The sequence below is a fragment of the Acinetobacter lactucae genome (genome assembly GCF_001605885.1).
GTDB lineage: Bacteria > Pseudomonadota > Gammaproteobacteria > Pseudomonadales > Moraxellaceae > Acinetobacter > Acinetobacter lactucae.
On the sequence record NZ_LRPE01000006.1, the window covers coordinates 1 to 12,160 of the forward strand.

12 protein-coding genes and 1 pseudogene are annotated in these 12,160 nt (G+C 38.3%); 7 read left to right on the plus strand and 6 right to left on the minus strand.

Annotated elements, in window-relative coordinates; all coding sequences use genetic code 11:
• The first annotated feature begins 180 nt into the window (after positions 1-180).
• Together AWW73_RS02605 and cysK are read left to right on the plus strand one after the other, a co-directional pair.
• Entirely contained in the window at positions 181-906 is a 726-nt protein-coding gene (locus AWW73_RS02605; protein ID WP_062848667.1) for an AAA family ATPase, read from the plus strand.
• A 200-nt stretch (positions 907-1,106) separates the two neighbouring features.
• Complete coding sequence (cysK, locus tag AWW73_RS02610; protein WP_062848668.1) at positions 1,107-2,105, plus strand: cysteine synthase A; 999 nt, start codon at positions 1,107-1,109, stop codon at positions 2,103-2,105.
• Positions 2,106-2,162: 57 nt separating this feature from the next.
• On the opposite strand, the gene AWW73_RS02615 is transcribed toward cysK, so the two are convergent.
• The 3 genes from AWW73_RS02615 to AWW73_RS02625 all read right to left on the minus strand — a co-directional run bounded on the left by AWW73_RS02615 (position 2,163) and on the right by AWW73_RS02625 (position 4,185).
• Entirely contained in the window at positions 2,163-2,771 is a 609-nt protein-coding gene (locus AWW73_RS02615; protein WP_081409467.1) for a lytic transglycosylase domain-containing protein, read from the minus strand.
• Between the two features lie 305 nt (positions 2,772-3,076).
• A complete protein-coding gene (locus AWW73_RS02620) occupies positions 3,077-3,682 on the minus strand; it encodes a flavodoxin family protein (RefSeq protein ID WP_062848669.1) in 606 nt (201 codons plus the stop codon).
• A 17-nt stretch (positions 3,683-3,699) separates the two neighbouring features.
• On the minus strand, positions 3,700-4,185 hold the full coding sequence (locus AWW73_RS02625; RefSeq protein WP_062848670.1) for a DUF2938 domain-containing protein: 486 nt from the start codon (positions 4,183-4,185) through the stop codon (positions 3,700-3,702).
• 81 nt (positions 4,186-4,266) lie between these two features.
• Here AWW73_RS02625 and AWW73_RS02630 point away from each other — a divergent pair, with 81 nt between their 5' ends.
• From AWW73_RS02630 to AWW73_RS02645, 4 genes are all read left to right on the plus strand, one after another.
• Positions 4,267-4,671 carry a helix-turn-helix domain-containing protein gene (locus AWW73_RS02630; RefSeq protein WP_062848671.1) on the plus strand — a complete coding sequence of 135 codons (405 nt, stop codon included), beginning with the start codon at positions 4,267-4,269 and terminating at the stop codon, positions 4,669-4,671.
• A 147-nt stretch (positions 4,672-4,818) separates the two neighbouring features.
• Positions 4,819-6,078, plus strand: a complete 1,260-nt coding sequence (locus tag AWW73_RS02635) for an esterase-like activity of phytase family protein (RefSeq protein ID WP_062848672.1) — start codon at positions 4,819-4,821, stop codon at positions 6,076-6,078.
• 212 nt (positions 6,079-6,290) lie between these two features.
• Complete coding sequence (locus AWW73_RS02640) at positions 6,291-8,669, plus strand: YgiQ family radical SAM protein (protein ID WP_031947130.1); 2,379 nt, start codon at positions 6,291-6,293, stop codon at positions 8,667-8,669.
• A 315-nt stretch (positions 8,670-8,984) separates the two neighbouring features.
• A complete protein-coding gene (locus AWW73_RS02645) occupies positions 8,985-9,485 on the plus strand; it encodes a DUF2726 domain-containing protein (RefSeq protein WP_062848673.1) in 501 nt (166 codons plus the stop codon).
• 149 nt (positions 9,486-9,634) lie between these two features.
• Here AWW73_RS02645 and AWW73_RS02650 read toward each other — a convergent pair whose 3' ends face one another.
• A complete protein-coding gene (locus tag AWW73_RS02650; RefSeq protein WP_062848674.1) occupies positions 9,635-9,988 on the minus strand; it encodes a RidA family protein in 354 nt (117 codons plus the stop codon).
• A 193-nt stretch (positions 9,989-10,181) separates the two neighbouring features.
• On the opposite strand from AWW73_RS02650, the pseudogene AWW73_RS19135 reads away from it, so the two are divergent.
• Positions 10,182-10,244: pseudogene (locus tag AWW73_RS19135) on the plus strand (hypothetical protein); the annotation flags it as partial.
• A 58-nt stretch (positions 10,245-10,302) separates the two neighbouring features.
• On the opposite strand, the gene dinB reads toward AWW73_RS19135, so the two are convergent.
• Positions 10,303-11,358 (minus strand): DNA polymerase IV, encoded by a 1,056-nt coding sequence (dinB, locus tag AWW73_RS02655; RefSeq protein ID WP_031947132.1) that lies wholly within the window; start codon positions 11,356-11,358, stop codon positions 10,303-10,305.
• 1 nt (position 11,359) lies between these two features.
• Positions 11,360-12,118 carry a glycoside hydrolase family 25 protein gene (locus AWW73_RS02660; protein WP_062848675.1) on the minus strand — a complete coding sequence of 253 codons (759 nt, stop codon included), beginning with the start codon at positions 12,116-12,118 and terminating at the stop codon, positions 11,360-11,362.
• Positions 12,119-12,160: the final 42 nt, after the last annotated feature.

The following is a 12,160-nucleotide window of genomic DNA, read 5'->3' on the forward strand; positions in this document are numbered from 1 at the left end:
TTTGAGTGGGGGTGTTTTTTTGTGCACGGGAAAAGAGCTTATTCTTGGCTCAACTGTTTCAAAGTGGAATTTTTATGGATAAGAAAAGCGTCAAATTAAGACGTTGAGAACTGCGTAAGCATGTTATTGCTACTCAAAATTCACTATGCTATAGAATGAAAATAGATTTCTAATAGCATTATGCAAGAAAAACCTTATATCAGAGCCATAAAGCTGAAAGCTTCAGAGAGCTTGGATTGGGCCAGCTATCCCTATGTTATTCCAGCAGTAAATGATTTTGAAAATATTGAATTTCATCCTGATGTTACATTTTTCGTTGGAGAAAATGGTTCTGGCAAGTCCACTATTCTCGAAGCGCTGGCACTGGCATTAGGCTTTTCGGAAGAAGGGGGTACACGCAATGTTCAACTGAATACGGCAACTACCAGTTCTGTTTTATATCAATCACTGCGCACAATCAAAAGCTATAAAAAGCCTCGAGACTATTATTTTTTAAGGGCCGAAAGTTTTTATAACGTGGCAACTTATATGAAAGAAATAGATTATCTGGTGGGTTACGGTGGAGATATACATACACATTCTCATGGGGAGGGTTTTTTAAAGCTATTAACCATGAAATTAAAAGGACAAGGTTTATATCTTTTGGATGAACCAGAAGCCGCTTTATCGCCGACCATGCTGATGACAACGCTATCAGTTTTAGATCGTTTATGTCAGGCACAATCCCAATTTATTATTGCAACACATTCACCTATCCTTCTGGCGTACCCAAATGCAAAAATTTATCAGTTTTCGGAATCGGGAATTAAACAGGTGAGCTATGAAGAAACGGAACATTTCCGAGTAACAAAGGATTTTTTGAATAATTACCAAAAGAGATTAGAGCAAATTCTAGATGAGCCATAACGAGCAAAAGATTAATGCTTATTTACTCGTTATTTTTTGGTCATGATGCATTGAATTAGAAGGATCATCTAATTTTATTATTTATACTTAAAATATTGAAAAATATTTATTTTTTATAATTTTTTATCTTTTCTACTTTTCTCTTCGGTCCACAAGCCTATAATGATTCAGAAGCATTCCAAATCTAATAAGGATATAACATGTCTACCGATCAGCAATTCCCAACACCCAATAATTTAGGTATCGCAGTCTATTCAAATAATGCAGAAGCTATTGGTAATACTCCTTTAGTTCGCATCAATCGATTAATTAAAACTAGCGCAACTGTATTAGCAAAAGTAGAAAGTCGTAATCCTGCCTTTTCTGTGAAATGTCGTATTGGAGCAGCACTTATTGCAGATGCAGAAAAACGTGGTGTGTTAAAAAAAGGCATGCATATTGTTGAACCAACTAGTGGTAATACAGGGATTGCATTGGCTTTTGTTGCGGCAGCAAAGGGTTATCCAATTACTTTAACTATGCCAGCAAGCATGAGTCTTGAACGTAGAAAAGTATTAAAAGCTTTAGGTGCCAATTTAGTTTTAACTGAACCTGCGAAAGGAATGAAAGGTGCGGTTGATGAAGCTGTACGATTAGCAACTGAACAGCCCGATGTTTATTTCTTGCCACAACAATTTGAAAACCCAGCCAATCCACAAATTCATGTGGACACAACTGGTCCAGAAATTTGGCAAGCAACAGGTGGCCAAGTTGATATTTTAGTTGCTGGCGTAGGTACTGGTGGTACGATAACGGGTATTTCACGTTATTTTGAACAAGTCCAAAATAAGCCATTATACTCAGTAGCTGTTGAACCTGCTGAGTCTCCAATTATTACTCAAATCAAAAATGGTGAGAACATTACTCCTGCACCCCATAAAATTCAGGGGATTGGTGCGAACTTTATTCCAAAAAATCTTGATTTAGATCTTGTTGATGAAGTTGTACCAGTGAGTAGTGAGGAAGCAATTCAGTGGGCAAGAAATTGTGCAACTCAAGAAGGTATTCTGGTTGGCATTTCGAGCGGAGCTGCATTGGCTGCTGCTGCTAAAATTGCGGAACGTCCTGAAAATTCTGGTAAAACAATAGTTGTTATTCTTCCAGACAGTGGCGAACGTTATTTATCTTCTGTTTTATTTGAAGGTTTATTTGACGAATAAAATTAATTATATAAAAAAAGCCCATTAATAGATGGGCTTTTTTTATTTAACCTTAATTTATAATGCACTTTTTAAAGCTTTCTGATGACGCTTCACAGATCGAGCGTATTTTTTCGCTTTGTGTCGTGTCCAGAAACTTCGCTCATATCCAGTTGGGCCCACATTATAATAAGCTGTTGCCTTGAACCAACTATCCGCTGACTGATAATAGTGATTTAAGATATAAGCACCACATTGAATATTAGTGGTTTCATCATATAAATTCCCCGCACAAGTTTGTTGCCAATAACTTGGAATAATTTGAGTTAAACCGACGGCGCCAGTAGGAGAGCGAGCATTACTATTGTAACTAGACTCTTGCCTGATGACTGCTGCGAGTAAAAGAGGGGGGACATTATATTGGTCAGCACTTTGAATAATCATTGGCGATAGCCGATTGGCTGTGCTCGCTGGAACAGAATACGCTTTTTGTAAGCCAGACGAGAGTTTATTTGAGCGCCAAGAAAATGAGCCACTATTAGGTCCTAAGCTTGTACACCCTGTCATTATTGTCATCAATGCAATAATAAAAAATTTGAGGCTAAGGTGGTGTAATTGTGATGGTTCAAAATGATCTTGAGCTAAAGATGAGGTAAGCAAAATACAAAACCAATAATCAAATTTCAAATGAAATGATGGTATTCAGCCATTCTTATCAGATCAATATAAGTTCTGTTGCTCAGCGCATCTATAAAGTAAGAATTTTGTATAATTGAAATGAAAAAACCCCGACATCCTGTCGAGGTTTCTTCGTATTCAGCTTTATGTAGCTAACTCCTGTCAACTACCGCTTCCTGCGTTCTTATTCTTCTTCAATGAGACATCCTGTCTCTCTATGATTCATATATTATGAAAAAATGATAAAGCTGGATATCCGCAAATCACCGCAAGTTTTGTAGGTTTAAGCTTACAGACCTACTTTTTAAACTTTCTTAAATATTATTTCGACTCGTCTCTGTGCTTTCATGGTTTGATATTCTTTGATAAGCATTTAAGGTCAATGCAAAATTTTCTCCAAATTGTTGAGCTGTTTTAATATCTCCTTCATCAAAACCATCTGCATTACTGCCATGTTCAGCTTGAGCCATTAAGCCTGACCATGAACCGAGACGGTTAGCTGCTTGTGCATAGACAACACCTTGGTGTTGTTCTGGCAGAATTGGATTACCAACCCAGAGCATGCCGTGTTGCATACAAAAGGTAAAAATCGAAATGAGCGTCGATTGTTTATCACCAGCAGGAAGAGAGGAAACGGTAAACCCAGCTGCTAATTTTCCTTTAAAACTCTGTTTTTTCCATAATGGACCAGTTGCATCCATGAGTTGTTTTAACTTGGAAGAAACACCACCTAAATATGTGGGAGAACCCCAAATTAAGCCATCATATTGGATAAGAATTTCTGGGTTGTTAATAATATCTTCTGCATTGAGTAAATCTGCTTTCATATTTTTATGGCTCAAAATACCAGTTTGAATTTGCTGAGCAATAAATTGGGTGTGACCTTGGCAGCTATGGTAAATGATGGCAACAGTCTTCATGAGCAGTCTCCTTTTATTTAAATTTGAAATAGTTTTGCAGTGAGATATAAGCCACAACCAAAAACACTATGGTTCATTAAACTTTTTAGACAGTTCAAAAAAGGATGGGGTGTTTTTGATGAAGCAAAGCCACTACCCATCGCAGGTTGCATAATAAAAAATGGAATGAGAACAGTGACTACACCAAGCATTAGAGCTGAGTAAAACTGAGGATGAATAAGCCAATCTGAGCCGACAATGAAAAGAAAACTCAATGCAAAGATAATCCCAACACTATAGTGAACAATCCAACCCAATAAATATTCACCCTTAATTTGAGGGCTTTTTGCAATAGATTGATGGATGAGTTTCCCTTGAAATATCCAACCAACCCAACGGCCGAGGAAGGCAAAATTTAAGGTCGGAATTTTGAATAATTTTAGTATTAACAGCCATATATCCATAATGACTGTTGCACCAATACCAAGACATAAAGCTTGTAAGCACAATGTTGAGAGATTCATATTGAAACCTTGCTTTTATACGTATGAAACGTGATAAATTTATTGTGCAAGTTAAAGTTCACTTGAAGTCAAGAGGGTATTATGGATATTGGTGAAGTCGCTAAGAAGGCAAAAGTCACAACGGCTACGTTACGTTTTTATGAAGAGAAAGGACTAATTAAATCGATAGGGCGGCAAGGCTTACGTCGACAATATGGCAAACAAGTGCTTGATCAACTGGCATTAATTACTTTAGGTCGTGCTGCGGGTTTTTCTTTAAATGAAATCGCAACAATGTTTGGACAAGATGGTAAGCCTGAACTTGATCGGCAAAAATTAAAAGATAAAGCTCAACAATTAGAGCAAATGGCAAAACGATTGCATTTTATCAGCCAAGGATTAGAACATGCGGCTGTATGTCCTGCTGAAAATCATATGGAATGCCCAACCTTCCAGAACTTTTTAAAAGCAGCAATTGCTGGAGAATATCAGCCAACGAAACTTTAATTCTTTTTAATGAAGCTACTTAGTTTGTGTTTGTATTGAATAGTTGGGGTTGTCATATTTTCGCCATAAAGATTTCATATTTTTGAAGTAAAAACTTCATATAAGCTTGATTAAATTTGCTTAATTTTTTACCAACTGTATAAAACCATGAGCAAAAAAACATTAGCGGCATTATTATGCTTTGCCAGTTTAGGATTGGCGGCATGTAATGATGATAACGACAAAGAACAAACTGCACCTACTGAAAACATTACCGAACCTACCTTAATTTCCTTTGCCAAGTTACCTGTAGAAACTTATGCTGCTGGTCCAAACTCAGGGGCATATGTAAAAGGTGCAAATGGAATTTATCCTCCATTTAAAGGTCAACCTGTACAGGGGTTTTCTGCTGCATTAAAAAATGAAGATGGCAGTTATATGGCAATGGCCGATAACGGTTTTGGTACCCAAGATAATTCAGCAGACTTTTTACTTCGTATTTATAAAATAAAGCCTGATTTCAAAACTAAAACTAAGGGCACGAGCCAAGTTACTGTACAAAGCTTTATCCAACTGCGTGATCCGAATAAATTAATTCCATTTAATATTGTCAATGGTGATACAGCTGAGCGTTTATTAACGGGCGCTGATTTTGATCCAGAATCTATGCAACGTACTAGCGATGGGACTTACTGGATTGGAGATGAGTTTGGGCCTTATTTACTTCATTTTTCAGCAGATGGTGTGTTATTAGATGCACCGGTTGCTCTGCCAAATCCGTTAAATCCGACTCAAGAATTACGTTCACCACAGAATCAATTTAATAAAGCGCAAATTAATTTTGTAGAGCCTCTAGTTCAGCAAAGTGGTGGTTTTGAAGGGATGGCAATTTCGCCAGATGGGCAGTATCTTTACCCTCTTATAGAAAAGCCAATTAAATCAATTCGAGAAACGGAAAGACAATTATTGATTTCTCAATTTGATGTGAAGAAAAAAGCATATACAGGGCAATATTATTGGTTCCAGTTAGACAGTAAGGCAACCAATATTGGTGACTTCCAACTCTTTAATGATAAAGAAGGCATTATTATTGAACGTGATGCAACTCAGAATAATTTAGGCGGATATAAAAAATTAATTCGTATTAAATTAAATGAGTCAGGTCAGCTAGTAGGCCGTGAAGATTTAGTCGATTTAATTAAAATCGCTAACCCGAATTTGTTGTATGGCACAGCTAGAGAGGGTGATATTGGTACGGGGCAGGTTTTTGCTTTCCCATTTGAAACCATTGAAGATGTGATTATTGAAAATGGTACAACGCTTACGGTTTTCAATGATAATAACTTCCCAGGGTCGACAGGACGTAACGCAAAATTAGCTGACGATAATGAGATTATTCAGATTCGTTTGCCAAAAGCTTTGTTCTAAGCTATAAATAAAAAAATTAAAACCGCGGCGGATTTTGTTCCGCCGTATTTATTCCTAGAATAAAATATTGAATAAACTTTAATCAAATTAATTTCTATATTGTTGTTTTCGCATGTTTTATAAACAGGGAAAATGAATGAAATTCATGTTAAAATGATCGGCTTTCATCTTTAGATGTCTCTCCTTCATCTGCTAGCCGAGATTCGCAAGCCATGTCTACTGCCTACACCATGCAAACTGCGCCAAAAGCGTTGTTTGATTACGACAAATATTGGGCGTCGTGTTTTGAACCAGCGCCATTTTTGCCGATGTCACGAGAAGAAATGGACCAACTCGGCTGGGATGCGTGTGACTTTATTTTAGTCTGTGGTGATGCTTATATTGACCACCCATCATTTGTATCGGGTGTGATTGGGCGTGTGCTTGAGGCACAAGGTTTCCGTGTCGGAATTATTGCGCAGCCAGACTGGACCAATGTTGAAAGCTTCCGCGTTTTAGGTAAGCCAACGATTGCTTGGGGGGTGACTGCAGGTAATATGGATTCGATGATTAACCGTTATACGGCAGATCGTAAAATCCGCTCTGATGATGCATATTCTCCAAACAATGAACCAAATAAACGTCCTGACCGCGCAGCAACAGTTTATTGCCAACGTTGTCGTGAAGCCTTTCCAGACGTACCAGTGTTATTAGGTGGTATTGAAGGCAGTTTACGTCGTATTGCGCACTACGATTATTGGTCAGATAAAGTTCGTCGTTCGATTTTGATGGACTCAAAAGCCGATTTGCTCATGTATGGTAATGGTGAGCGTGCCATTATTGATGTGATGCACCGTTTGGCTAAAGGTGAAAAAATCCACGAGATTACTGATGTTCGTGGTACGGCATTTATTATTAATAAACATAATAAAGCATCAAAAGCAAAGTTTGTTGAAGTTGCGAGTAATGATGTAGATACAGTTGGGCGTGTTGATCCAATTATTAACCCATATGTCATGACAGAAGATATCGATGGCTGTGAGGTTGAAAAAGAAAAAGGTAACTCTTTAGCTCAGTATCAAAACTTCCAAAAAGAGATTGTTGCAAATCCGATTGTGCGTGAAGGCGACAAACTCGATGACGACACTCAAATCGTTCAATTAAAGCCAGCACCATCAAAAGCAATTAAACACAAATTACCACCACGAGAGTTGGCGGTAATTCGCTTGCCTTCTTTTGAAGAAGTAGCGAATGATCAAGTGCTTTACGCGCATGCAAACCGTATTTTGCACCTTGAAACTAATCCGGGTAATGCCCGCGCACTTGTTCAACGCCATGGTGAACGCGATGTCTGGATTAACCCACCTCCAATTCCTCTAACTACAGAGGAAATGGATTATGTGTTTGATTTACCTTATGCACGTTTGCCACATCCTACTTATGGTGACGCGCGTTTCCCTGCATTTGATATGATCAAATTCTCGGTCAACATTATGCGTGGCTGTTTTGGCGGTTGTACATTCTGTTCAATTACAGAGCATGAAGGGCGTATTATTCAAAACCGTTCTGAAGATTCGATCTTACGTGAAATTGAAAAAATTCGTGATACAGCGCCGAACTTCACCGGCATTATTTCTGACTTAGGTGGCCCAACAGCAAACATGTACCGTTTGCACTGTAAAGACCCTGAAATTGAGAAGAACTGTCGTAAACCTTCTTGTGTTTATCCGGGTGTTTGCCAAAACTTACATACCGATCACGCGCCATTAGTGCAGCTTTACCGTAAAGCACGTGCAATTAAAGGTGTGAAGAAAATTCTGATTGGTTCGGGTTTACGTTATGACCTTGCAGTATTGAACCCTGAATATGTGAAAGAGCTGGTACAACACCATGTTGGTGGTTATTTAAAAATTGCTCCTGAACATACCGAGCAAGGCCCGTTATCAAAAATGATGAAGCCGGGTATTGGTACGTATGATCGTTTCAAACAAATGTTTGACCGTTTCAGTAAAGAAGCAGGAAAAGAGCAATATTTAATTCCTTACTTTATTGCTGCGCATCCGGGCACTTCAGATTACGACATGATGCATCTTGCAATTTGGTTGAAGAAGAATGGTTTCCGTGCCGATCAGGTACAGACTTTCTATCCATCACCAATGGCAACTGCAACAACCATGTATTATTCGGGCAAAAACCCGCTTGCTAAAGTAGCTCGCTATACTGAAAAAGTTGATATTGTAAAAGGTGAAAAACGGCGTCGTCTGCATAAAGCATTCTTGCGTTACCATGATCCAAACAACTGGCCATTACTTCGTGAAGCCTTAAAAGAAATGGGCCGTGCCGATTTAATTGGTAATTCGAAGCAGCATTTAATTCCAACTTATCAGCCAAAAGGCACAGAAGGGGAATATAAATCTGCCCGTAAGAAAAACTCGTCTACGGCAGGTGATTCGGTTAAACGAAATAACCAGCAAACGAATAATCATTCAAATCAGAAGCGTCCACAAAAGGGACAGGTGCTTACTCAGCACACGGGCTTGCCTCCTCGTGAAACAGGAGAAAAAAGACCGTTTGGGGGTAAAAGTAAACCAAAATCAAAAGCTCGCGGATAATGATAAAACAGGCTCTTCAACAGAGCCTGTTTTGTTTTAAATATGATTATTTAAATCGTATAGTGAGATTTTTGAAGATTTAAAGTACAAAAAACGTAAAGAATAATGATAAATGCCAAAAATCTGACGAGCTGCACTTGATTGTTGAAGACTCTATGATTATAAATAATGTGAGGGTGGCTAAATTTAAGCCAAGCTTGATAACTACAAGTGAAATTACTAAGTGAACCTTTTAAAAAAACGGCTGTGTCGTTATCAATTAAAACAAAGTGTGATCTAGCAAAATCATTATAAAAAACCTAAAGGATTGGACCCATGTACTATTTAATCACGATCTTATTATTATTTCTGGCTGTTGTGATGGCCGTGAAAAGTCTTTCGCGAAGGCATCAACATGATAGTGCCTTGAAGCGCCGTGCAGTATTAACTAGTAATGAGCAAATGACCTTAACCAGACTACAAACTGTTTTGCCCAAATTTACAGTACTAGCACATGTATCTTTTGATGCTCTTTTAACTACAAAATACGCGCATACACGCCGTAAATATCAAAATATGGCAGCTGATTTTGTTGTGCTTGACCAAAATTATCAAGTGGTTGTAGTCGTTGTTCTGGGGGAAAATGGGTTACGCCGAGCGCATCAACAATATGAACGTCGTTTATTACAATTAGCTGGCTATCGTGTGCTGCATTATAGTGGTGTGCCTGATTATCATGATTTAAGAAGAGATTTATTAAGTCCTGAATCAGAATTGGCGACTTTGCATGCAACGCCACAGCTAGAAAGAATGTCAAATGCTTTTGTGAAGTCTTAAGAATTAGTCACTATAGCAATTGATTGGAGAGCTCTTTTAAAGAAGATCTTAATAATATGCCGACATTAGAGACTTTAAAGCCATTAAAAAACTGAGCAACATCATCCAAGAGATTGCTCAGTTTTTTTATTGATTAAAACCAATAATAATTAAGGAAGTACCGCAACAACCGTCATTTCTACAAGCACATCTGGCGCATAGAGTTTTGACTCTACACATGTGCGTGCTGGAGGGTGTCCTTCACTAATCCATGCATCCCAAACCGCATTCATTGCTGTATAGTCTTTTTCGATATCTTTTAGGAAAATTATGACAGAAAGAATATGGGTTTTATCTGTTCCAGCTTCTGCCAATAGACGATCAATATTGTCTAAAGTTTGTTGAGTCTGCCCTGTAACATCTGCGCTTGTATCATCTGCGAGTTGCCCAGCTAAGTGGACCAAATTACCTGAAATCGCGACTTCGCAGTAGCGTGAAGTAACGTGTAAACGCTTTACCGTCATAAAAATGCTCTAAAGTGGCCTTATTTAATAGTTTTGATTTTATGAAGAGTTGCTAGGCCGGTGCAAGCAAGTAGAATGATATTTCAGTAGTTTATTGTGATGAAGGGATATCTAAGCCATGTATCAGAAGAGCCCTGCAATATTCGGATTTGGTCGTCACGCCAATCACAGGACGATATGCCGAAAGTAAAGGTTGCTTTGGCATGTTGCAAATACATGGGTAATGAATATGCGTGGATTAGGTTACTCTAAAGTTTGAGTAAAAGGGAGTCTATTTTGTTCAAAAGTTACTCTTTTGAGTGAAAAGTAGTCAATTACCAAAGGTTAAGCTGGAAGTCTTCCGCTTGGGTCTGTAATTGATAAACACCTATACCAATCAGGCGAAACTGGAAGTGTTCGGGGATTTGCATTTCATTTAATAATAAAAATAAAACTTGGATTAAGTCTTGTTGCGACTGGATAGGTCTTTTAAAGCTTTTACTATGCTGTAATGTTTGAAAATTTTTAAGTTTAAGTTTGATATTCACACCTCGAGCATTGAGCTGTTTTTTCTCTAGTGTTTGCCAGACTTTTTCGGCTAATCCCTGCCAATAGGGCTGGCATTGAGCCAAAGTAAAATCACTATCAAAAGTTGTCTCTTTCGAAATCTGTTGGCGAGCTCTTTCAGCTTGAACAGGTCTGTGGTCAATGCCTTGAGCATATAGATAGAGTTGCTGTCCATATTTACCAAAGTGGTGAACTAAAACTGCCTCTTCAATTTTTTGTAAATCGCCCAGCGTATGTAACTGAAGCTGTTGTAATTTTTCCTGAGTGACTTTACCTACGCCAGGAATCTTTTTAAGCGGAAGGTCTTGAATAAAAGTAGCAACTTGCGAAGGTTTGATTACACATAAACCATTCGGTTTATTCCAGTCCGAAGCGATTTTTGCCAAAAACTTATTTGGTGCCACACCTGCCGATGCAGTCAGTCCCGTTAACCTAAAAATATCTTCCCGAATATGCATGGCAACTTCAGTTGCACTTGCAATCTGTTTTAAATTATCAGTGACATCCAAATAAGCTTCATCTAAAGATAAAGGCTCAATAAGTAGCGTATATTGCTGAAAGATCGAGTGAATTTGAGCGGAAACCGTACGGTATTTTTCAAAATTTGGCTCAATAATAACGACTTGAGGGCATAGTTTTCTTGCCTGACTCATTGACATAGCTGAACGTAAACCAAATTCACGGGCAGGGTAGGATGCAGCAGCGATTACAGCTCGAGGATGATGAGATGAAATAACAACGGGTAGATGTCGTAATTCAGGACGTTCCCGTAACTCGACTGATGCATAAAAGGCATCCATATCGATATGAATGATTTTGCGCATATTATTGTGCTTTCACGATGCCTTGCTGCTGTAAAAATTGTTGCCATTGCTTGACCGATCCCTCATAAACATTGAGATCAACAGGCTTGGCTATCCCTACAATTTTACCCTGATTACTATGCTGCCAAAAGAGCCATTTTCTCTTATCTTTGAGTTCAGGTTTACTCTCATAATCACGTACCCAAAGAGGAGTCTCAGGAAAATTCCCAACTAAGACAATGTGATAAAAAGTTTTAGAAATATAAAAGATGGGTTGTTTGTCATAATGCTGTTTTAAGCGGTCATGCATGATGCCAATTTCTTTAATTAACTGTTCTTTGGTGTAAGTATTAATACAGTTACTGTCGTATTCCAGATCAATGACGGGTGGAAGGGCATCTGATTTTTTAGGTACCGTCGCAATAAAGTTATCTGCTTGCGTTTTACCATCACGACATAGACGATAAAAGTGATAAGCACCTACATGAAAGCCTTGCTCACGTGCTTTGAGCCAGTTTTCTTGAAACTTTGAATCTTTATAATCACCACCCTCTGTCGCTTTTAAATAGACGAATTGGAACTTCTCTGGTGATATTTTTTTCCAGTTAATATCACCTTGATGGTGAGAAACATCGAAGCCTTGAACTGGATAATCTTGTGCAACGGCTTTTTGCTGATAGAACAGACCAAAATAAGCCAAAATTCCCATAACAAAAGCTAAGCCAATTCCGATTAGGGTATTGTGCTGTGCTGTGAAAAAGGTTTTAGCCGGTTTGGTCATGCAAAACTCATTCAAAATATGAAGCTGACATCATAGCGTGAT